The 19,188-nt window shown below is 71.5% G+C and carries 24 protein-coding genes; 10 read left to right on the top strand and 14 right to left on the bottom strand.

Features of this window, described 5'->3' with window-relative positions:
- Positions 1-9: 9 nt before the first annotated feature.
- The 3 genes from recG to ubiA are packed head-to-tail and all read left to right on the top strand — an operon-like array spanning position 10 to position 3,582.
- Positions 10-2,085, top strand: coding sequence for an ATP-dependent DNA helicase RecG (gene recG / locus LRA98_RS06855; RefSeq protein ID WP_238633333.1), 2,076 nt, complete (start codon positions 10-12; stop codon positions 2,083-2,085).
- A gap of 44 nt (positions 2,086-2,129) precedes the next feature.
- Positions 2,130-2,702, top strand: a complete 573-nt coding sequence (locus tag LRA98_RS06850; RefSeq protein WP_201241881.1) for a chorismate lyase — start codon at positions 2,130-2,132, stop codon at positions 2,700-2,702.
- A gap of 25 nt (positions 2,703-2,727) precedes the next feature.
- Entirely contained in the window at positions 2,728-3,582 is an 855-nt protein-coding gene (gene ubiA / locus LRA98_RS06845) for a 4-hydroxybenzoate octaprenyltransferase (RefSeq protein ID WP_201169601.1), read from the top strand.
- Positions 3,583-3,603: 21 nt separating this feature from the next.
- Here the strand turns inward: ubiA and LRA98_RS06840 are convergent, their stop codons facing one another.
- Positions 3,604-4,320, bottom strand: a complete 717-nt coding sequence (locus LRA98_RS06840) for a ComF family protein (RefSeq protein WP_238633334.1) — start codon at positions 4,318-4,320, stop codon at positions 3,604-3,606.
- Positions 4,321-4,390: 70 nt separating this feature from the next.
- Between LRA98_RS06840 and bioB the strand changes: the two genes are divergently transcribed.
- From bioB to bioD, 5 genes are read left to right on the top strand one after another with little or no spacing between them, the layout of a single operon-like run.
- Positions 4,391-5,371 carry a biotin synthase BioB gene (gene bioB, locus LRA98_RS06835; RefSeq protein ID WP_238633335.1) on the top strand — a complete coding sequence of 327 codons (981 nt, stop codon included), beginning with the start codon at positions 4,391-4,393 and terminating at the stop codon, positions 5,369-5,371.
- The gene (gene bioF, locus LRA98_RS06830) at positions 5,368-6,576 is read left to right on the top strand and encodes an 8-amino-7-oxononanoate synthase (protein ID WP_238633336.1); all 1,209 of its coding nucleotides are present in this window, start codon (positions 5,368-5,370) and stop codon (positions 6,574-6,576) included. Before bioB ends, bioF begins: the two co-directional genes overlap by 4 nt.
- Positions 6,573-7,292 carry an alpha/beta fold hydrolase gene (locus LRA98_RS06825; protein WP_238633337.1) on the top strand — a complete coding sequence of 240 codons (720 nt, stop codon included), beginning with the start codon at positions 6,573-6,575 and terminating at the stop codon, positions 7,290-7,292. The genes bioF and LRA98_RS06825 overlap by 4 nt, the downstream gene beginning before the upstream one ends.
- Positions 7,289-8,176 (top strand): malonyl-ACP O-methyltransferase BioC, encoded by an 888-nt coding sequence (gene bioC, locus LRA98_RS06820; RefSeq protein ID WP_201169592.1) that lies wholly within the window; start codon positions 7,289-7,291, stop codon positions 8,174-8,176. The genes LRA98_RS06825 and bioC overlap by 4 nt, the downstream gene beginning before the upstream one ends.
- On the top strand, positions 8,173-8,859 hold the full coding sequence (gene bioD / locus LRA98_RS06815; RefSeq protein ID WP_201169591.1) for a dethiobiotin synthase: 687 nt from the start codon (positions 8,173-8,175) through the stop codon (positions 8,857-8,859). The genes bioC and bioD overlap by 4 nt, the downstream gene beginning before the upstream one ends.
- Here the strand turns inward: bioD and LRA98_RS06810 are convergent, their stop codons facing one another.
- Positions 8,860-9,315, bottom strand: coding sequence for a gamma-glutamylcyclotransferase family protein (locus tag LRA98_RS06810; protein ID WP_238633338.1), 456 nt, complete (start codon positions 9,313-9,315; stop codon positions 8,860-8,862).
- A gap of 67 nt (positions 9,316-9,382) precedes the next feature.
- On the opposite strand from LRA98_RS06810, the gene LRA98_RS06805 reads away from it, so the two are divergent.
- Positions 9,383-10,012 carry a YbhB/YbcL family Raf kinase inhibitor-like protein gene (locus LRA98_RS06805; RefSeq protein WP_201169589.1) on the top strand — a complete coding sequence of 210 codons (630 nt, stop codon included), beginning with the start codon at positions 9,383-9,385 and terminating at the stop codon, positions 10,010-10,012.
- A 52-nt stretch (positions 10,013-10,064) separates the two neighbouring features.
- Here the strand turns inward: LRA98_RS06805 and LRA98_RS06800 are convergent, their stop codons facing one another.
- From LRA98_RS06800 to LRA98_RS06745, 12 genes are all read right to left on the bottom strand, one after another.
- Positions 10,065-10,235 (bottom strand): hypothetical protein, encoded by a 171-nt coding sequence (locus LRA98_RS06800; RefSeq protein WP_201169588.1) that lies wholly within the window; start codon positions 10,233-10,235, stop codon positions 10,065-10,067.
- Entirely contained in the window at positions 10,232-10,660 is a 429-nt protein-coding gene (locus tag LRA98_RS06795) for a PilZ domain-containing protein (RefSeq protein ID WP_201169587.1), read from the bottom strand. Before LRA98_RS06795 ends, LRA98_RS06800 begins: the two co-directional genes overlap by 4 nt.
- Before the next feature lie 18 nt (positions 10,661-10,678).
- The gene (gene zapE / locus LRA98_RS06790; RefSeq protein WP_238633339.1) at positions 10,679-11,761 is read right to left on the bottom strand and encodes a cell division protein ZapE; all 1,083 of its coding nucleotides are present in this window, start codon (positions 11,759-11,761) and stop codon (positions 10,679-10,681) included.
- Positions 11,762-11,768: 7 nt separating this feature from the next.
- Positions 11,769-12,206: a hypothetical protein gene (locus tag LRA98_RS06785; RefSeq protein WP_238633340.1), complete on the bottom strand. Its 438-nt coding sequence runs from the start codon at positions 12,204-12,206 to the stop codon at positions 11,769-11,771.
- A gap of 10 nt (positions 12,207-12,216) precedes the next feature.
- Positions 12,217-13,143, bottom strand: coding sequence for a histone deacetylase family protein (locus LRA98_RS06780; RefSeq protein WP_443134943.1), 927 nt, complete (start codon positions 13,141-13,143; stop codon positions 12,217-12,219).
- Positions 13,137-13,832, bottom strand: coding sequence for a spermidine synthase (locus tag LRA98_RS06775; RefSeq protein WP_238633342.1), 696 nt, complete (start codon positions 13,830-13,832; stop codon positions 13,137-13,139). The genes LRA98_RS06780 and LRA98_RS06775 overlap by 7 nt, the downstream gene beginning before the upstream one ends.
- Positions 13,833-13,907: 75 nt before the next feature.
- Complete coding sequence (metW, locus tag LRA98_RS06770) at positions 13,908-14,522, bottom strand: methionine biosynthesis protein MetW (RefSeq protein ID WP_425307179.1); 615 nt, start codon at positions 14,520-14,522, stop codon at positions 13,908-13,910.
- The gene (gene metX / locus LRA98_RS06765; RefSeq protein WP_238633343.1) at positions 14,519-15,667 is read right to left on the bottom strand and encodes a homoserine O-succinyltransferase MetX; all 1,149 of its coding nucleotides are present in this window, start codon (positions 15,665-15,667) and stop codon (positions 14,519-14,521) included. The genes metW and metX overlap by 4 nt, the downstream gene beginning before the upstream one ends.
- 67 nt (positions 15,668-15,734) lie before the next feature.
- Entirely contained in the window at positions 15,735-16,040 is a 306-nt protein-coding gene (locus LRA98_RS06760) for a DUF167 domain-containing protein (protein ID WP_201169575.1), read from the bottom strand.
- Between the two features lie 87 nt (positions 16,041-16,127).
- On the bottom strand, positions 16,128-16,706 hold the full coding sequence (locus LRA98_RS06755) for a YggT family protein (RefSeq protein ID WP_238633344.1): 579 nt from the start codon (positions 16,704-16,706) through the stop codon (positions 16,128-16,130).
- A complete protein-coding gene (gene proC / locus LRA98_RS06750) occupies positions 16,706-17,536 on the bottom strand; it encodes a pyrroline-5-carboxylate reductase (protein WP_201169570.1) in 831 nt (276 codons plus the stop codon). Before proC ends, LRA98_RS06755 begins: the two co-directional genes overlap by 1 nt.
- Positions 17,537-17,549: 13 nt before the next feature.
- Positions 17,550-18,236: a YggS family pyridoxal phosphate-dependent enzyme gene (locus LRA98_RS06745; RefSeq protein WP_201169567.1), complete on the bottom strand. Its 687-nt coding sequence runs from the start codon at positions 18,234-18,236 to the stop codon at positions 17,550-17,552.
- A gap of 160 nt (positions 18,237-18,396) precedes the next feature.
- Here LRA98_RS06745 and LRA98_RS06740 point away from each other — a divergent pair, with 160 nt between their 5' ends.
- A complete protein-coding gene (locus LRA98_RS06740; protein ID WP_238633345.1) occupies positions 18,397-19,170 on the top strand; it encodes a lytic transglycosylase domain-containing protein in 774 nt (257 codons plus the stop codon).
- The last annotated feature ends 18 nt before the right edge of the window (positions 19,171-19,188 follow it).

Raw genomic sequence — 19,188 nt, 5'->3', positions numbered from 1 at the left:
AGCCCGGCCGTGGAAGGGGCACAGCGGCGGCTGACCAGCCTGCCGGGTGTCGGCCCGCGACTGGCCGAACGCCTGGCACGGCTGGGGCTGCACACGGTGGGCGATCTGCTGCTGCACCGCCCCATCCGCTACGAGGACCGCACCCGCTTGCGCCCCATCGGTGGCCTGCAGCCCGGCGAGCGGGTGCTGATCGAGGGGCGGGTGGAGTGGTCCGAGGTGGCCCGGGGGCGGCGCAAGCGCCTGCTGTGCCGGCTCAGTGACGGCACCGGGCAGCTCGATCTGGTTTTCTTCCATTTCCATCCGCGCCAGGCCGAGCGCCTGACCCGCGGCGTACTCCTGCGCTGCTTCGGTGAGGTGCGGGCCGGTTACGGCGGCCTGCAGATGGCCCATCCGGAGCACCAGCGGGTGGCCCCCGGCGATGCCGACGGTCCCGGTGAGGACGCCCTCACCCCGGTCTATGCCAGCACCGACGGCCTGCATCAGGGGCAGCTGCGCAAGCTGGTCGACGCCGCTCTGGGGCTGCTCCCCGAGGCTGCCCCGGAGTGCTTGCCCGAGGCCGCGTGGGTGGACGGGCAGTGGCCGACCCTCGCCGAGGCCCTGCGCACCATTCACCGCCCGCCGCCGGAGACCGACACCGAGGCGCTGCTCGCCGGCACCCATCCGGCGGTGCGCCGGGTGGCCTGCGAGGAGCTGCTCGCCCACCACCTCACCCTGCGTCGCCGGCGCCAGGCGCTGCGCTCGGAGGCCGGCGCCCCGCCGCTGGACCAGGGCGAGGCGCTGGCCGGGCAGCTGCAGGCGAGCCTGCCTTTCCCGCTGACCGGCGCGCAGCAGCGGGTGGACGCCGAGCTGGCCGCGGACATGGCGGATACGGTGCCGATGCTGCGCCTGCTGCAGGGGGATGTCGGCTCGGGCAAGACCGTCGTCGCCGCCCTGGCTTGCGCCCGGGCCGTGGGCAGTGGCTACCAGGCGGCGCTGATGGCGCCCACCGAGCTGCTCGCCGAGCAGCACTGCCGCGGTCTGCAGGGCTGGTTCCAGCCGCTGGGTGTGGAAGTGGCCTGGCTATCCGGCGGCGCGTCGGCGAGCGAGCGTCGTGCGGCGCGCCAGCGCCTGGCCGAGGGCCGTGCCGGCATCGCCGTGGGGACCCATGCGCTGTTCCAGGAGGAGGTGCAGTTCCGCCGTCTGGGGTTGGTCGTGGTGGACGAGCAGCACCGCTTCGGTGTGCACCAGCGCCTGGCGCTTAAAGACAAGGGCGGTGGCGCCGAGCCCCACCAGCTGACCATGACCGCCACCCCGATCCCCCGGACCCTGGCCATGACCGCCTACGCCGATCTCGACGTCTCTTCGCTGGACGAGCGCCCGCCGGGACGCACGCCGGTGCAGACGGTGGTGGTCGCCGAGCGGCGTCGCGGAGAAGTCATCGAGCGCATCCGCGCTGCCCTCGACGCGGGGCGCCAGGCGTATTGGGTCTGCACCCTCATCGAGGCCTCGGACGAACTGGAGGCGCAGGCCGCTGAGGACACCGCTGCCGAACTCGAGCGGGCCGTGGGCGATGCCCACCGCGTGGCGCTGGTCCACGGCCGCATGACCCCGACCGAGAAGGAACGCACCATGGGGGCGTTCGCCCGGGGCGAGGTGGCGCTGCTGGTGGCCACGACGGTGATCGAGGTCGGGGTCGACGTGCCCAACGCCAGCCTGATGGTCATCGACAACGCCGAGCGGCTTGGCCTGGCGCAGCTCCATCAGTTGCGTGGACGGGTCGGGCGCGGCCGCGCGGCGTCGACTTGTGTGCTCATGTATCATGGTCCGCTGTCTGAGAGCGCCCGGCAGCGGCTCGCCGTGTTGCGGGAGACCGATGACGGATTCGCCATCGCCCGGCGGGATCTGGACATCCGCGGCCCCGGAGAGTTGCTGGGTACCCGGCAGACCGGTGCGCTGAGCCTGCGCGTGGCCGACCTGCGCCGTGACGCGGATCTGCTCGAGGCCGTCCAGCAGGTGGGGGCCGAGCTCCTGGAGCGGGCTCCCGGGACCGCCGAGCAGCTCATCCGCCGTTGGGTCGGCGAAGCCGAGCGCTACGGGCAGGTGTGATCGGCTCCGCAATGACGGGTGGTGGATTCGCAGTGGCAAACGGGGTGAGGGAACGCGCTGTCTGGCATCCCCGGGTGGCAGCCTGGCGGCCGGGGGTGGCCGCGGTCCCGGGGCGGCCGAAACCGGCAGTGCACCGGCTGCTCACCGAGCGCGGCTCCCTGACGGCGCAGCTCGAGCGCTTCGGTCCGGTTCACGTCCACGTTCTGCGCCAGGCCTGGCAGCGGCCGGCCCCGGATGAGGGCGTCGCCCTCGGGTTGCCGGTGGGACGACACGCCTGGTTGCGCGAGGTCGTGCTCGATTGCGAGGGTGGCCCGACCATCTACGCCCGAAGTATCGTGCCGGATCGTTTGCTCGGGCCGCTGGCGAGGCTGCCGCGCTTGGGCGAGCGCCCCCTGGGCCGACTGCTCTTCTCGGCGGCCGATGTGCAGCGCGGTCCGCTGGCGGTGGCCCGGCTGCGTGGACGCGAGCCGCTGGCCGACTGGCTGCGCGCTCACGGTCTGCCGTCGCCGGCCGGGGGCTGGGCGCGACGCTCGACGCTGTCCGTTGCCGGCCGGCGTCTGTTGGTAACCGAGGTCTTTTTCCCGGAGGGTGTTGAGGGTGAGCGGCGAGGTGCATAGCGGGGAGCCATCCGGCCCAGGGGGCGTGAACGCGCGCCTGCGGACCTATGCGCAGCTGACGCGGCTCGATCGGCCCATCGGCAACTTCCTGCTGCTCTGGCCGGTGCTCTGGGCGCTTTGGATCGCGGCTGCCGGGGTGCCGGATCTCGATCTGCTGGTCATCTTCACCCTCGGTGTAGTGATCATGCGGGCCGCCGGGTGCGTCATCAACGACTTCGCCGATCGCCACATCGACGGGCACGTCAAGCGGACCCGGCAGCGGCCCTTCGCCACCGGGCGCGTCTCCGAGCGCGAGGCGCTGGCCCTGTTTGTCGTGCTCTGCCTGCTCGCCTTCGGGCTGGTGCTGCTGACCAATCCGCTGACCATCCTGATGTCGCTGGTAGCGGTGGTGCTGGCGGCGACCTACCCCTTCACCAAGCGCTACACCCACCTGCCCCAGATCCATCTGGGGCTGGCCTTCGGGTGGGCCGTGCCCATGGTCTTCGCCGCGCAGACCGGGGCGGTGCCCGTGGTGGCCTGGCTGCTGCTGATCGCCACCGTGCTCTGGGCCACCGTCTACGACACCATGTACGCCATGGTCGACCGGGATGACGATGTGAAGATCGGCGTCAAGTCCACGGCCATCCTCTTCGGCGACCTGGACCGACTGATGATTGCCATCCTGCAGGCGCTGATGCTGCTGGCGCTGCTGCAGGTCGGCCTGCACCTGGAGGCCGGCGTGGCCTATTACCTGGGGCTGGCCGGGGCGGCCGGGCTGTTCGCCTATCAGCAGTACCTGATCCGCCGGCGTGAGCGCCAGGACTGCTTTCGCGCCTTCCTCAACAACGCCTGGCTCGGCGGCGTAGTCTTTGCCGGCCTGGTGGCCGACCTGCACCTCTAGCCCCTGCACCGGGCGCGATGCCTACGGCGTCCGCGCCAGCGCCCACAGATCGACCCGCTGCACTCCAGCGGCGCGCAGGGTGCGCGCCGCCTCGGCGGCCGTCGCCCCGGTGGTGACCACATCGTCGAGCAGGGCCACGTGTCCCGGCACCCGCCCGGGGCGGGCACTGAACGCGCCGCGGATGGCGCTGCGCCGTGCCCGGGCGCTGCGGGTGGCCTGGCGGGCATCGCCGTCGCGCCGGCGCAGTGCCCGGCACAGGGGCAGGGGAGGGAGCCGGCGGCGCACCGCCCGGGCCAGTTCCGCCGTCTGATCGAAGCCACGCTGGCGCAGCCGCCGGGCGTGGAGCGGGACCGGGACGACGGCCGCGGGCAGTGGCGCCGCGTCCCGGCGGACGGCGTCGGCGAGCAGCGCGCCGAGCAGCTGCCCGTCGGCCAGCCGGCCGTGGAACTTGAAGGCGGTGATCAGGCGCTCGGCCGGTCCCTCGTAGCGCAGCGGCACCACCGCTGCCCGGAAGGGCAGCGGGCTCTGCCGGCAAGGGCACGGCAGGGCGCCGTCCCCCGGCAGGGCGCAGTGCGGGCAGCAGGGGGTGTTCCACGGCAGGTCGGCCCGGCAGCCGCGGCACAGGTCGAGGCCGTCGACGCCCGGGTCATCGCACAACCGGCAGCGCGGTGGGTAGAGGGCTGGCGGGATAATATCCAGCCACTTGTTGACTGATCGTGCAAGCCTGTAGTTGACCATGGCGGCCTCCTTGCTACCATGAGCGCTTCCTGCGCGGCACGGCCCGCGGCCAATCAGCAGTGAGCCGATCATGACCGAGACCGACGCCCTGAGCTGGGATCCGTCGCAGATCCATACCCTGTTCGAGCTGCCCCTCCCGGAGTTGCTCTTCCGTGCCCAGGAGGTGCACCGCCGCCACTTTAACCCGGGCCAGGTCCAAGCCTGCACCCTGGTCTCGATCAAGACCGGGGCCTGCGCCGAGGATTGCACCTACTGCTCGCAGAGCGCCCGCTACGACACCGGCCTGGAGCGCGAGGGGCTGATCGACGTCGAGGCTGTCCGCGAGGCAGCCCGCCGAGCCCGCGCCAGCGGTGCCACCCGGCTGTGCATGGGCGCAGCCTGGCGTGGTCCCAGGGACCGCGACCTGGGGACCCTGGAAGCCATGATCCGGGCGGTGAAGGAAGAGGGGCTGGAGAGCTGCCTCTCCGCCGGCCTGCTCGCCGAGGGGCAGGCTGAGCGGCTGGCCGAGGCCGGGCTCGACTACTTCAACCACAACCTCGACACCTCCGCTTCGTACTACGATCAGGTGGTTACCACCCGTAGTTACGAGCAGCGACTGGAGACGCTCGAGCGCATCCGCGCCGCCGGGATGCGCGTCTGCTGCGGTGGCATCGTGGGCCTGGGCGAGTCGCGCGCCGACCGCGTCGAGATGCTGGCCACCCTGGCCAACCTACCGGTGCAGCCGCAGAGCGTGCCGGTCAACCGACTGATCCCCATTCCCGGTACCCCGCTGGAGGAGACCGAGGCGGTGGACCCGTTCGAGGTCGTGCGCACCATCGCAGCGGCGCGCATCGCCATGCCCGGCTCCTACGTCCGTCTGGCCGCCGGGCGCGAGCAGATGAGCGACGAGCTCCAGGCGTTGTGCCTGAGCGCCGGGGCCAATAGCCTCTTCCTTGGCGAGCGGCTGCTGACCACCGGCAACCCGGAGACGGACGCAGACCGGCAGCTGCTCCATCGCCTGGGGATGACGCTCGAGCCGCACCCCCACCGTTGCGCCGAGCTGGAGCCGTGAGCGATCCGGCGGCCCGGCTCGATGCGCGGCTGGCGCCGCGGCTCGCCGAGCGCCGCGAGGCGGGGCTGTACCGCCACGCCGAGGTCCTCGAAGGCTACGATGGGGCCACCGCCGTCCGGCGCGATGGCCGGCGGTGCACCGTCTTCTGCGGCAATGATTACCTCGGCCTGGCTGCCGACCCGCGCCCGGCCCGGGTTCTCGCCGAGCACGCGCAGCGCTCGGGCAGCGGCGCCGGGGCTGCGCACCTGGTCACCGGCCACCGCCCCGAGCACGAGGCGCTCGAGGCGGAGCTGGCGGCGTTCACCGGCCGGGAGGCCGCGCTTCTCTTCTCCACCGGCTACATGGCCAATCTGGGCGTGATCACCGCTCTGGTCCGGCGGGGGCAGGCGGTGGCCGAGGACCGTTTGAATCACGCCTCGCTGATCGATGCCGTACGCCTTGCTGGGGCGCGCCCGCGGCGCTACCGCCACGCCGACCCCGCGCATCTGGCGGAGCAGGTGGGCGAGCGCGCTGCGCTGGTGGTCACCGACGGTGTCTTCAGCATGGACGGCGACGTTGCCCCGCTGCCTGAGCTGGCCGCCGTCGCCGAGGCCGCCGGTGCGGTGCTGGTGGTCGACGACGCCCACGGCCTCGGGGTGATCGGGCCCGGGGGGCAGGGCAGCGTGCCGGCCACCGGCTGCGCGCCGGAGCGGGTCCCGGTGCTGGTGGGTACCCTGGGCAAGGCGTTCGGTACCTTCGGTGCCTTTGTCGCCGGCAGCCGGACCCTGATTGACGCCCTGCGCCAGTGGGCCCGCCCGTACATCTACACCACGGCACCGCCGGCGGCGCAGGCGGCGGCTGCCCTGGAGGCGGTGCGCATCGCCCGTGCCGAGCAGTGGCGGCGTGAGCGGCTGCAGGCGCTGATCAGCCGCTTCCGCGCCGGCGCCCGGGAGCTGGGCCTGCCGGTGGCGCAACCGCCGGGGCCGCAGACGCCGATCCTCCCGGTGCTCGTCGGCCAAAGCGCCACTGCCAGCGCCTGGAGTGCCGAGCTCGATCGCCGCGGCCTGCGCGTCGCGGCGATCCGGCCGCCGACCGTGCCGGCGGGAACCGCCCGACTGCGCGTCAGCCTGACCGCCTGCCACGGCGAGGCGGACATCGACCGGCTGCTTGAGGCCCTGGATGCGGCCGCTCGTCGCCACCCCGCCACCCCGGAGGCGGTGTCGTGACAGCGCCGCTGCTCCTGGTCCCGGGCTGGTCCTTCGATGCGCGCGTCTTCGCCCCCTTGCGGGCCGCTCTGGAGGTGCCGGCTGACGTGCTTGAGCTGCCGGGCCATGGCGGCTGCGCCGACCCCGGCACGGTGGAACTCGCCGGGGTGGCTGCGCCGGTCATCGATGCCGCGCCGGACGATGCGGTTTGGGTGGGCTGGTCGCTGGGCGGCACCGTTGCCCTGGAGGCCCTGCGCCGAGGCAAGCCCTTGCGCGGTGTGGTCCTGATTGCTGCCACGCCCCGGTTTACCATGGAGGCCGACTGGCCGTGCGCGACTCCGGCGGCAGAGCTGACTGCCATGCAGGCTGGCCTCGGGCGGAGCCCGGCGGCGACCGTGCGGCGTTTTCGCCGGCAGCTCGGGCGGGTCTCGGCGGACGATGCCGCTGCCGTCGCCGACCCCAGTCAGGCCTCCAACGACGGGCTGGCGGCCGGGCTGGCGGCCCTCGCCGAGGCTGACCTGCGCGGGGCGCTTGCCGGGGCGGTGCAGCCGCCGCCGACGCTATGGCTCGGGGGGGGGCGTGATCCTCTGGTGCCCACGGCGGCGCTGCAGCGGGGCGCCGCGGCCTGTGGCGGCCGGGTGGAGATCCTCGATGACGCTGGCCATCTGCCCCACTGCACCCACGCCACCGAAGTGGCACAGGCCATCCACTGCTTCCTCGAGGAGGTCCGATCGTGAACCCAGGCGATGCCCAGCGGATCGATCGCCGTCGCGTGCGACGCAGTTTCGACGACTCGGCGGAGCGCTACGACGAGGTCGCCGTACTCCAGCGCGAGGTCGCCGACCGCCTGCTTGAGCGGCTCGATCCGGTCCGGGTGGCCCCGCGCCGTGTCCTCGACCTCGGTGCCGGGACCGGCTACGCGACACGTGCGCTGATCCGGCGCTACCGCAAAGCCGAGGTCCACGCCCTGGACATCGCTCCGGCCATGCTGCAGCGGGCCCGGCGGCGGGCGCCGTGGCTGCGACGTCCGCGCTGCGTCTGCGCCGATCTCCACGCCCTGCCGTACCCGGACGACACCTTTGAACTGGTCTTCTCCAGCCTGGCCCTGCAGTGGGCGGAGGACCTGCCGGCGGCCCTGCGCGAGCTGCAGCGGGTGACCGCCCCGGAGGGGGCGGTGATGTTCGCCACCTTCGGCCCGGATACACTGCACGAGCTGCGCGGGGCTTGGGCCGAGGTGGACGATCACGCCCGCGTGCACCGCTTTCCCGACAAGCACGACGTCGGCGACCGGATGCTCGAGGCGGGGTTCGTCGACCCGGTGCTCGATGGCGAGCCCTTTAATCTCACCTATGCCCACCCGCGTGCCGTTATGCGCGACCTCAAGGCCCTGGGTGCCTCCAACGCCGCCCCCGGTCGCCCCCGCGGTCTGCTCTCACCCCACCGCCTGGCCCGGGTGGAGGCCGCCTATAGCCTCGCCTGGCGTCAGCCCGACGGCCGCGTGCCGGCCACCTACGAGGTGGTCTACGGCCACGCCTGGGGTATGGCCGGAACCCCGCAGCGCGCCGACGAGACCGGCGAGGTCCGGCTCGATGTCCACGGTATCCGGCGGAGGCGGCGGTGAGCGCGCACCGGGACGGTCTCTCCGGGGTGTTCATCACCGGCACCGACACCGGAGTCGGCAAGACGGTCTACGCCGGGGGGCTGATCCGTCTCCTGCAGCGCAGCGGGGTCCCGGTGGCGGCCATGAAGCCAGTGGCCGCCGGTTGCCGACGCACCGCCGCCGGACTGCGCAACGACGACGCCGAGCAGCTGCAGGCCCTGTTCGATCCGGCTCCGCCCTACGCCACCGTCAATCCGTGCGCCCTGGAGGCGGCGGCCGCCCCGCACCTGGTGGCCGCGGAGGAGGGGCGATCCATCGATGTTGCGGGGTTGGTCGCGGCGGCCCGGGCGCTGGCGCAGGAGCGGTTCACCGTCGTCGAGGGGGCCGGCGGCTGGCGGGTGCCCCTGGGGCCGACGCAGGACGTGGCCGGTCTGGCCCGGCAGATCGGCCTGCCCGTGGTGCTGGTCGTCGGCGTCCGCCTGGGCTGTCTGAACCACGCCCTGCTCAGCGCCGAGGCGATCCGTGCCGACGGCCTCACTCTGGCCGGCTGGGTGGCCAGCGAGCTGGAGGCCGACGACCCGCGCCGCGAGGCGCAGATCGCCAGCCTCGATGCCCGCCTGCCGGCGCCGCGGCTCGGGCGCATCCCCCCGCTGGCCACGCCCGACCCGCAGCGGGTGGCCGACCACCTGGTGCTGCCGCGTTAGCTACGAGGCGCCGCCACGCGGGGCGTAGGGCGGCCGGCTCTGTACGTGGTGGTGCCAGTCGCCGCTGTCGATCAAGCGGGCGTAAGGCGGGACCCGGTTGATCCAGTAGATCTGGCAGGTCAGCGGCGCCTCCGGGGCCGAGGCGGGGTGCGCGGCGACCTGTTCCCGGCGGTACAGCCCGGCCCGCGGTCGCTGCGGATCGCAGTCCTCGTAGGGGTCGAGGACGCGGAAGACCCGGCGAGGATCGAGCACCGAGAGGAGTACCCCGCGCACCCAGGTCTCGCGGGAATCCTGTGGCAGGCGGGGGACCGCGCCCGGGAAGGGGCCCAGGTCGTAAAGGCGCCCACGGATCCAGCCTTCGTCGATGCGTTCGGTGTAGCGCTGGATGGCTGCCTGCACTTGCGGATCGTCGGCCCCCGCGAGGATGGTCCCGTACGCGAACAGTCGCTGTTGCATCGTCACGCTGCGCCTGCCGGCTTTACAATCCCCACGAGGGTAACCCAAACAGCAGGAGGGGCAAGCTATGCGCCTGACGAGTCAGAGCCTGACCGACGGTCGACCGGTCCCGGAGCCGTACGCCTTCGGGATCCCGGATGCCGAAAACCACATGGCCCTGGGCCGGAATCTCAGCCCCCACTTCGCCTGGTCGGATCTGCCGGCGGGCACGCGCTCGCTGGTCCTGGTCTGCCACGACCCGGACGCGCCGAGCCACGCCGGCGACGTGAATCGCGAGGACCGGGAGATCCCCTCGGACCTGCCGCGGGTGGACTTCTACCACTGGTTGCTGGTCGACCTTGATCCGGGGCTGGGCGAGGTGGCCGAGGGCGCCTTCGCCGAGGGCGTGGTGCCCGGGGGCAAGGATGCACCCGAGGGGCCCCACGGCACCCGGCAGGGGGTCAACGACTACACCGACTTCCTCGCCGGCAGTGACGAGATGCGCGGTACCTACTACGGCTACGACGGGCCGTGCCCGCCGTGGAACGACTCCATCCCGCACCGCTATATCTTCACCCTCTACGCCCTCGACGTGGAGCGTGCGCCGGTGGCGGCGGGTTTCCGCGGGCCCGACCTGCTCGAGGCCATTCGCCCGCACATCCTCGATCAGGCCAGCATGACCACCACCTACAGCCTCAACCCCCGCGTCCCGGCGTAAGCGCGGGGCGTCTCTCCCCCGGTGGCCGTCGTGCCCCCGGGGGGGGGGAGCGTCAGTCCTGCCCGTAGGGGTTGTTCATGACGTCGAACCAGCGCCGATGGTGCTCGGCCGCCTGCTCGCGCCAGCGCCGGACCTCCTCGCGGGAGTGCTTCTCGCGGATGCGGTGATCGGATAGCGAACGCGGGTCGTCGTCCTGGGGGTGCTTGTCGGCGTCGGCGCTCATGGCTGTCCTCCTGTCTCGTCCTCGTCGTCCGCCCCGGCCAGCAGGCCGAGGTCGTGGAGCAGGGTCTCAATGGCGTGTCGGGTCCGCTCGTCCGGGTTGGCGAGGCGGAACCCGGTGGCCGTATAGGCCGGGTTCACGTCCGGTGCCGACCAGCGCGCCTCGGCGGTGACGTCGATGCGTACATCGCCAGCGATCTCGCTACCCGGTTCACCACGGATCTGCAGCTGCAGGCGCTGCCCGGGGGTGAAAGCGCGGTCCCCGATGAGCAGCAGCCCGTCCGGCGAGAGATCGCCGAGGACACCGAGCCGCGTCCCGTCGTTGCCGTCGTGTACCGGTAGATAGTAGAGCAGGTGCGAGCGCTTTTCGCCTCGCCGCAGACGCTGGATTTGCGGCCGGTAGCCGGTCTTGCCGCCGCGCTGGTTCATGGCGATCTCTCCTTGGCTTCAGGGGCGATGGGGCTCGGCCAGGTACTCGTGGCTCTGCATCTCGTGGAGCCGGCTGGCGGTGCGCTGGAACTCAAAGGCCAGCCGCCGGCCGGCGTAGAGGGCCTCCGGCGCTGCGGCCGCCGAGCAGATCAGGTTGACCCGCCGCTCGTAGAGTTCGTCGACGAGCGCCATCCACCGGCGTGCCTCGTCCTCACGGTTGGCCTCGAAGCGGGGCACGTCGGCGACCAGTACGGTGTGGAACAGTCGTGCCAGCTCGATGTAATCGGAGGCGCTGCGCGGCCCGCTGCACAGCTCGGTGAAATCGAACCAAGCGACGCCATCGGCCCAGCGGCGCGCGCGGATCGGCCGGTCCTCGATGTCCAGGGTGCCGTCGCTCTGCCCGGGCTCCGGCGCGAGCTGCACGAACCGCTCCTGCAGTCGCGCGTCGTGTTCGCCGGCCGCGCCGATCAGGTAGACCGGCGCCTGCTCTAGGCGCTCGAGCCGGTAATCCCGCTCACCGTCCAGGTTCACCACGCGGCAGTGGCGCTTGAGCGCATCGATGGCCGGCAAGAAGCGGGCCCGCTGCAGGCCGTCGCGGTAGAGATCGTCCGGGTGCACGTTGGAGGTGGCCACCAGAGTAACCCCCTCGCCGATGAGCTGCTCGAGCAAGCGGCCAAGGATCATGGCGTCGGCGATGTCGCTGACGTGGAACTCGTCGAAGCAGAGCACCCGATGCTCGGCGGCGAAGTCGCGGGCCAGGTGGCCGAGCGGATCGCGGTGATCGCGCAGCCGGTGCAGCGCGTCGTGGGTACGCCGCATAAAGTGGTGGAAGTGCAGGCGCTGCTTGGCCGCGAAGGGCAGGGCATCGAAGAAGGCGTCCACCAGATAGGTCTTGCCGCGCCCGACCGGGCCGTGGAGGTAGAGTCCGGGGGCGGCGGTGCCCGGGCGCCGGCGCAGCCAGCCCAGCCACCCGGCGCCGGCCGGCTGCGCGAGCAGGTCGTCGTGGAGTGTCTGCAGGGCCTGCACGGCGCGCTGCTGGGCTGGATCGGGTTGGATAACGCCCCGGGCCAGATCGTCCTGGTAGCGAGTCTGAACCGGCATGGGGGGCTTAGATGGTCAGATCCAGGCGGCCGCCGCGGCCGAGGACATCGGGCTGCGACATGGCCTGAACCTCGACCAGTTGCCGCAGCCCCCGGGGCAGATCCTCGGTATCCGGCCGGAGGCCGTGGCTGCCGGCTCCGCCGCTGCGCGGCCCGCCCTCCGGCGTCAGGCTGCGATCCTGGCCCTCGTAGCGGGCGGCGATGAGCTCCGGCGGCCGGAACCCCCCGGCGTCGCCGAGTCGGGGGGTTGGCGGCTGGCCCACGCCGCCACTGGCCAACCCCTCGGCGGCCAGCGGTGTGGGGCGCACGGGTGAGGCGGGGCGAGCGGCCTCCGCGTGGCGGGCAAAGTCGGTCCGCCCGGCAGCCTGGGGCTGCTGGGTGCGTTGGTCCCCGCGCACGCGCTCGGCGGGGTTGAGGTAAGGGCTCCGGTTCGCCTCCACGTGCATGGCCTTTAGCCTACATCATCAGTGCCTCGAGGTGGGCCGCGGCGCAGCGGCCGACCACGGAGGTGTTGTAGCCACCCTCGAGCACCGACACCACGCGCCCCTGGCAGTGGCGCTTGGCCACGCCCACCAACTCCCGGGTGGCCCAGGCGAAGTCGGTCTCGTCCAGCTGCAGGGTGGCCAGCGGGTCCGAGCGGTGGGCGTCGAAGCCTGCCGAAATCAGGATCAGTTCCGGCTGCAGCGCGTCGAGGGCGGGGAGGATGGTCTGCGTAAAGGCCTCGCGAAACGCCTCAGAGCCATCGCCGTCAGCCAGGGTGACGTTGACGATGTTCGCCGGGTTGTCGCTGCCCGGTGTGCCGGTGCCCGGGAACAGGGGGTGCTGGTGGGTCGAGAAGTAGTGGAACCCCTGCCGGCCGCGGCTGATCTCCTCGGTGCCGTTGCCGTGGTGAACATCGAAATCGACCATCGCCACCCGCTGCAGGCCGAAGTTGGCCACTGCGTGGCCGGCGCCGACGGCGATGTTGTTGAAGAAGCAGAACCCCATGGCTCGATCGGACTCGGCGTGGTGGCCCGGCGGGCGGACCGCACAGAAGACGCGCTGCGCCTTCCCGGAGAGCACGCCGTCGACCCCGTGGCAGACGGCTCCGGCGGCCCGCCGCGCGGCCTCGCCGGTGGCCGGGCAGAGGCGGGTGTCCGGGTCGATGTGCCGGGCCCCCTCCGCGGGGACGCTGTCGAGCAGCGAGCGCACGTAGGTCGGGTCGTGGGCCAGCTCGAGCTGCGCGGTGGTGGCCAGCGGCGCCTCCTCGCGCAGGACGTACTCGAAGGTGGCGTGCTGGAGCGCCTGAAGGATGGCCTGCAGCCGCGCGGCGCTCTCCGGGTGGCCGGTGCCGGCGTCATGCTCCAGGCACTGGGGGTGGGTGATCAGCCAGGTTGTCACGATGCCTCCCGCGGGGCGCGCGCCCAGGCAAAGACCCAGGGTACGTCAAAGGACGGTACCTCGGCCTCCCAGTCGCCCCAGTCGCCCCAGTCGGCGAAGGTGTGGGCCAGTCCGGCGCGGATCTCCTCGCGCAGGCCGGGTTCGTCGGCGCCGCAGCACTGCATGGCCATAACCCCGCCGGGGTTCAGTCGGTCCGAGACCTTGGCGAGGATCTCGCGGATATACTCGGTTCGCGGCTGGTCTTCTCGGACCGGATCCATGGTCAGGTCATAGATGATGCCGTCCCAGCGCTCCTCGGCGTCGAGGTAGGCGAAGGCGTCGCCAACCACCACCTCGGCGCCGGGCCGGTCGAAGGCGTCGCCGCAGAGATCCGGCAGGTATTGGCGTGAGAGCTCGATGACGTCGCCGTCGATATCCACCAGCACCGCCCGGCGCGCGCCGGCATCGAGCAGCGCGCGCAGGACGCCGCCGTCGCCGCCGCCGAGGATGAGCACATCGCCCAGTGCGTTGGCCTCGCGCAGCGGCCGGGTGATTGCCTGGTTGTAGGGCTCGTCGGCGTTGGCGATCTGCAGGTCGTCATCGAGGTAGAGCAGGTGCCCCACCGCCGGATCGTGGGCGATGACGATGTCCTGGTAGGCGGAGCGCCGCCGCTCGACGATGGTCTGGTTGTACCGCACGTACTCGGGCTGCATAGACTTTCCGGTTTCCTGCCAGGTGAGATCGCGGGCGGCACCCCGGAGCGGCGACCGCCCGTCCTTGACCGGATTCTACAGGGAGTCGCTGCCGCGTACGAAACGGTAGATGGCCACCTCGCCGAGCAGGTTCGGGGCCAGGTCGATGAACGGTGTCGAGCGGTGGGCGCGGTCGAGCAGGCGCCGCTCGCGGATTTGCACGCCCATGGTGGCGCACAGGCGCTCGAAGTCGCGCACCGTGCACAGGTGGATGTTCGGCGAGTTGTACCAAGCGTTGGGTAGGGCCGGGCTGCGTGGCATGCGCCCCTTGAGCAGCAACTGCATGCGCAGCCGCCAGTAGCCGATGTTGGGGAAGGTGACGATGCCGTGGCGGCCCACACGCAGCATGTCCTCAAGGAGTTTGTCCGGGTAGCGCACCGCCTGGACGGTCTGGCTCATGATGACGTGGTCGAAGCTGTCGCGATGGAAGTCGTCCAGCCCCTCGTCTAGATCGGCACGGACCACATTGACGCCCCGGTCCATGCACCGGGTGACCTTGCGCGGGTCGATCTCCAGGCCGTAGGCGGTTACGCCCTTACGCTGGACCAGGTAGTGGAGCAGTGTGCCGTCGCCGCAGCCCAGGTCCAGAACCCGGGAGCCTGGCTCGATCCAGTCGGCGACGATCTCCAGTTCGCGGCGCAGCGGATTCACGCCCCCACCTCCCGGGCGACGTTGCCCATGTAGGCGGAGAAGGCCTCCAGGTAGCGCTGGATGGGCATCAGGAAGGCGTCGTGGCCCTGGGTGGCCTCGATCTCCATGTAGCTGACCGGCTTGTTGTGTTCCAGCAGCGCGCGGAGGATTTCGCGCGAGCGTGCCGGGGCGAAGCGCCAGTCGCTGGAGAAGGAGAGCAGCAGGGTCGAGCACTGGATGTGCTCGAGCGCCGCGGAGAAGTCGTCGTCGTGGTCGGCGGCCGGATCGAAGTAGTCGAGCGCCTTGGTCATCAGCAGGTAGGTGTTGGCGTCGAAGTCCTGCACGAAGCGCTGTCCCTGGTAGCGCAGGTAGCTCTCGACCTCGAAGTCCACCTGCTCGAAGTCGAAGCTCATGTCGCCGCGCAGATCGCGCCCGAACTTCGCGCGCATGGCGTCGTCCGAGAGGTAGGTGATGTGTCCGAGCATGCGCGCCACCGCCAGCCCACGACGGGGCGAGACGCCGTAATCGTAGTAACGCCCGCCGTGGAACTCGGGGTCGCTCATGATCGCCTGGCGGGCGACCTCGTTGAAGCCAATGTTCTGTGCCGACAGCCGCGGCGCGGCGGCGATGACAATGGCGTGGCGCAGGCGGTCGGGGTAGTCGATGGCCCACTGCATCGCCTGCATGCCGCCCAGGCTGCCGCCGGCCACCGCCGCCCACTGGCGGATGCCCAGCTCATCGGCCAGGCGTGCCTGGCTCCGTACCCAGTCGCGCACCGTGACGATGGGGAACTGGTCGCCGTAGGGCTTACCCGTCTCCGGGTTGATGCTGGCCGGCCCGGTGGAGCCGTGGCAGCCACCCAGGTTGTTGCTGCAGACAACGAAGAAGCGGTTGGTGTCCAGCGGTTTGCCCGGACCGATGCACGTCTCCCACCAGCCCGGCTTGCGGTCGTGCTCGGAGTGGTAGCCGGCGGCATGGTGATTGCCGGAGAGCGCGTGGCAGACCAGGATGGCGTTGGTGCCCTCGCGGTTGAGCTCGCCGTAGGTCTCGTAGACCAGCTCGTACCGGGGCAGCTCCCGACCGCAGACGAGCGGCAGGGGCTCCTCGAAGGTTGCCTTGTGCTGGGTCACCAGTCCGACGGAGTCGGTCGGCGGGCTTCTCACCATGACACTTCCGCTCGCTGAGCAATAGCCGTGCAGTCTAGCGAGCCGGCTATGGCCGGGACAAGCCGCCTCAGGTTGGCGGGGGGGCTTCCGGGCGCGGCAGCCCCTCCGGCCACTGCTTGGGAGCCGTGATGCGCAGGGTCTTGTCCCGGCTGCGCTCACCGCGCAGCAGCGTCACGGCCGACTTGGCCACGCCGAACTGCCGGGCCAGCAGCTTGCACAGGGCGGCGTTGGCCTTGCCCTCAACCGGTGGGGTGTTCAGGCGCACGCGCAGTCGCTCGCCCTGCACGTCCAGCGCCTCCCGCTTGGCCCGTGGGGTGACGCGGACGTGCACCAGCCAGGCGTCGTGTTCCGGGTCCGGGGTGATCCAGGGCATGGCGTCGGTAACCGTAGCGGTCGATGGGGGTGCGGGACGGATCACGGCGCCGCCGGACACCCCGGCGACGCCGCGGGGCCGCGGCGGCTACACGGGCAGTGGTACCTGGCCACGCAGCGGGTAGACGGTGAGCATCCGCACCACGTGGATCAGCACCAAGGCGACCAGCGGCGAGAGGTCCAATCCGCCCATATCCGGCATGAAGGAGCGGATCGGGCGCAGGATCGGGTTGACCAGCTGCTGGAGCAGGTGCAGCCCCGGGTGGCTAGCGGTGGGGTTGACCCAGCTGATGATCACGCCGATCAGGATCAGCACCGTATAGAGGTTCAGTACCAGGCCCAGCAGGCGTCCCACCGCCTCGATCGCCAGCGGCCCGAGCGGCGGCTGCTGCCCGTAGGCGAGCAGGAAGATGATGTAGAGCGCCGCCAGTTGCAGGACGAACATCAGTACGATCGCCGCCAGATCGATGCCGCCGACCCCGGGGATGACCCGGCGCAGGGGGTTGAGCACCGGTGAGGTGGCGCGCACCAGGAACTGCGAGATCGGGTTGAAGAAGTCGGCACGCACCGTCTGCAGCAAGAAGCGCAGCAGGACCGCCAGGATGTAGAGCGAGAAGGCGGTGGCGATCAGGAAGATCAGGGCGTCGGCGAAGTGGTTGGATTCCATTACTGCTCCCCTAGCAGGTTGCCAAGCTCATCGGCGCGGGTCGCGGCGGCTTCGGCCGCCCGCTGCAAGGCACCGCGCAGATCGGACGCTTCCAGGACTTCGAGGGCGCGCTCGGTGGTGCCCCCCGGTGAGGTCACCCGCTGGCGCAGCTGCGCCGGCGGATCGTCGGATTCCAGGGCCATGCGGGCCGCCCCGGTGGCCGTCTCCAGGGTCAGCAGACGGGCCGTTTCGCGGTCCAGGCCGAGCTCCACGCCAGCCTCCTCCAACGCCTCCATGACCAGGAAGAAGTACGCCGGACCGCTGCCGGAGATGGCGGTCACTGCGTCCATCTGCTGCTCGTTCTCCAGCCACCGGGTCTGCCCCACGGCGCGCAGCAGGGTCTCAGCCAGCTCGCGCTGCGCTTCACTGGCCTGCTCGTTGGCATAGAGCGCCGTAGCACCGCTCTGTACCAGCGAGGGGGTGTTGGGCATGGTGCGCACGATGGCCGTTCCGGCGCCGAGCCAGCGCTGCAGATCGCCCAGGCGGATGCCGGCGGCGATGGAGATCGCCACCGCGCCGCGCCGGGCGATGATCGGCCCGAGCGCCTCGGCCACGCCGCGCATGACCTGCGGTTTGACGGCCAGGATGACGGCATCTGCGGCCTCCGCCGCCGCCGCGTTGTCGGCGCAGGTCTCGATGCCCAGTTCGCCGGCCAGGCGTTCGCGGCGCTCGGTCTCGGGCTCGCTGGCGACGATGTGCGTGGCCGGGTAGCCGTCGGCGATCAGCCCGCCGATAAGCGAGCGGGCCATGTTGCCGCCTCCGATGAAGGCGATGCGCGCGTGCTGGGCCATAGTGATTCCTCCTCTACATCCGCGGCCCGAAGATCGCGGTACCGATCCGTATGATGGTGGCGCCCTCGGCGATGGCCGCCTCGAGGTCCGCCGACATCCCCATCGACAGCGTGTCCAGCTCGCGGTGGCCGCGCTCGTGGAGCTCCTCGCGCAGCTTGCGCAGCCGGGCCAGCGGCTGGCGCTGCTCGGCGAACGCCTCGGCCGGTGCCGGCAGGGCCATCAGCCCGCGCAGGCGCAGCCTCGGCAGGCCGTCCACGGCGGCGGCGAGCTCGAAGACGTCGTCCGGCGGGCAGCCGGCCTTCTGCGGCTCCTCGCTGATGTTCACCTGCAGGCAGACGTTAAGCGCTTCTCGATCGCTCGGGCGCTGCTCACTGAGCCGGCGGGCGATCTTGGCCCGGTCGACGGTGTGAATCCAGTCAAAGCGCTCGGCCACCTCGCGGGTTTTGTTCGACTGTACCCCGCCGATAAAGTGCCACTGGATGTCCAGATCGGCCAGTTCCGCCTGCTTCTCGGCGGCCTCCTGCAAGTAGTTCTCGCCGAAGGCGGGCTGCCCGGCGGCGTGGGCGGCACGGATGGCGGCCCCCGGGTGGCGTTTGCTGACCGCCAGGATCTGCACGCTGCCGGCCGGGCGGCCGTGGCTGGCCTCGGCGGCGCGGACGCGCTCCTGCACCGCGGCCAGGCGGCTGGCGATTTCGCTCATGATCTCTCGGATCCCGTCTAGGCTATTGGGAAGAACCGACCCCGGAATGATACGGGGCGCTGCGTGCCGCGTCGAACCGCGCCAGGGGCGAGGCCGTCGGCCGCCTGATACCCGTGTTAAAGTGAGGAAATTGGCAGGGCTTCATGCAAGGGGGTGCGTCATGCGCATGCACGCCAACTGGCTCATCGGCGGCTGTGGTCTGGTGTTCGCCTCGCTCGGGGCGTATCACCTGCACCACTCGCCGTGGGCGGCCGAGCGGGGTGCGGTTGGCGCCGACTGCTCCGAACAGCTCGAGCGCCTGCGCGCCTCGGCCGGGATGCCCGAGGTGTCCCGGGCGGTGGTCGAGACCATCGTCGAGGACCGGCAGGCCGAGCGCGACCAGCCGGTGGGCTCCAACCGGGCGATCCCGCGCGAGCACCTTGACGAGCTGATCGACGAGGCGGCTGAGGTCACCGGCCTGAGCGCCGATCTGATCCGTGCCGTGGTGCGCACCGAGAGCGACTACCGCCCGGGGGTGGTGAGCAGTGCCGGGGCGGTGGGCCTGATGCAGGTCCGCCCGATGGCAGCGGTGGACGTTGGCGAGCGCGTACCGGAGTGGCTCGAACGCTTCGGCGAGCGCGAGGGCCTGGAGATCGAGGCCGAGGATCTGGCCGACCCGCGGCTGAACATCCTCCTCGGCAGCCATTACTTGGCCCACCTCCACGAGCGCTACGCCAGCTACGGCGAGCCGATGGCCACATGGCTGGCCCTGGCCGCCTACAACTGGGGGCCGGGCAACGTCTACCGCAACTTGCTCTCCAACCCGAACCTGCAGAACCTCGAGGATCTGCGCTGGTTGCTCCACCGCCGGGCCCCGTACGAGACCCGGGCGTTCATCGACCGCGTGCTCGAGCGCAGCGGCAAGCGGGCCGAGGAGGCCGGCGAGGCCATCTGACACCGGCCCGCCGGCCGC

This window comes from Halorhodospira sp. M38, from assembly GCF_022227985.1.
Taxonomy (GTDB): domain Bacteria; phylum Pseudomonadota; class Gammaproteobacteria; order Nitrococcales; family Halorhodospiraceae; genus Halorhodospira; species Halorhodospira halophila_A.
This window is presented reverse-complemented; position numbering and strand designations above follow the sequence as displayed.

Bases quoted from the DNA above. Each gene is read 5' to 3' on its own strand.
- proC (WP_201169570.1), bottom strand. From the start codon at position 17,536: ATGGCCCAGCACGCGCGCATCGCCTTCATCGGAGGCGGCAACATGGCC.
- LRA98_RS06755 (WP_238633344.1), bottom strand. From the start codon at position 16,706: ATGGAATCCAACCACTTCGCCGACGCCCTGATCTTCCTGATCGCCACC.
- LRA98_RS06805 (WP_201169589.1), top strand. From the start codon at position 9,383: ATGCGCCTGACGAGTCAGAGCCTGACCGACGGTCGACCGGTCCCGGAG.
- LRA98_RS06740 (WP_238633345.1), top strand. From the start codon at position 18,397: ATGCGCATGCACGCCAACTGGCTCATCGGCGGCTGTGGTCTGGTGTTC.
- LRA98_RS06760 (WP_201169575.1), bottom strand. From the start codon at position 16,040: ATGCCCTGGATCACCCCGGACCCGGAACACGACGCCTGGCTGGTGCAC.
- metX (WP_238633343.1), bottom strand. From the start codon at position 15,667: ATGGTGAGAAGCCCGCCGACCGACTCCGTCGGACTGGTGACCCAGCAC.
- zapE (WP_238633339.1), bottom strand. From the start codon at position 11,761: ATGCCGGTTCAGACTCGCTACCAGGACGATCTGGCCCGGGGCGTTATC.
- LRA98_RS06795 (WP_201169587.1), bottom strand. From the start codon at position 10,660: ATGAACCAGCGCGGCGGCAAGACCGGCTACCGGCCGCAAATCCAGCGT.
- bioB (WP_238633335.1), top strand. From the start codon at position 4,391: ATGACCGAGACCGACGCCCTGAGCTGGGATCCGTCGCAGATCCATACC.
- LRA98_RS06775 (WP_238633342.1), bottom strand. From the start codon at position 13,832: ATGCAGCCCGAGTACGTGCGGTACAACCAGACCATCGTCGAGCGGCGG.
- LRA98_RS06785 (WP_238633340.1), bottom strand. From the start codon at position 12,206: ATGCACGTGGAGGCGAACCGGAGCCCTTACCTCAACCCCGCCGAGCGC.
- LRA98_RS06810 (WP_238633338.1), bottom strand. From the start codon at position 9,315: ATGCAACAGCGACTGTTCGCGTACGGGACCATCCTCGCGGGGGCCGAC.
- LRA98_RS06800 (WP_201169588.1), bottom strand. From the start codon at position 10,235: ATGAGCGCCGACGCCGACAAGCACCCCCAGGACGACGACCCGCGTTCG.
- LRA98_RS06840 (WP_238633334.1), bottom strand. From the start codon at position 4,320: ATGGTCAACTACAGGCTTGCACGATCAGTCAACAAGTGGCTGGATATT.
- LRA98_RS06745 (WP_201169567.1), bottom strand. From the start codon at position 18,236: ATGAGCGAAATCGCCAGCCGCCTGGCCGCGGTGCAGGAGCGCGTCCGC.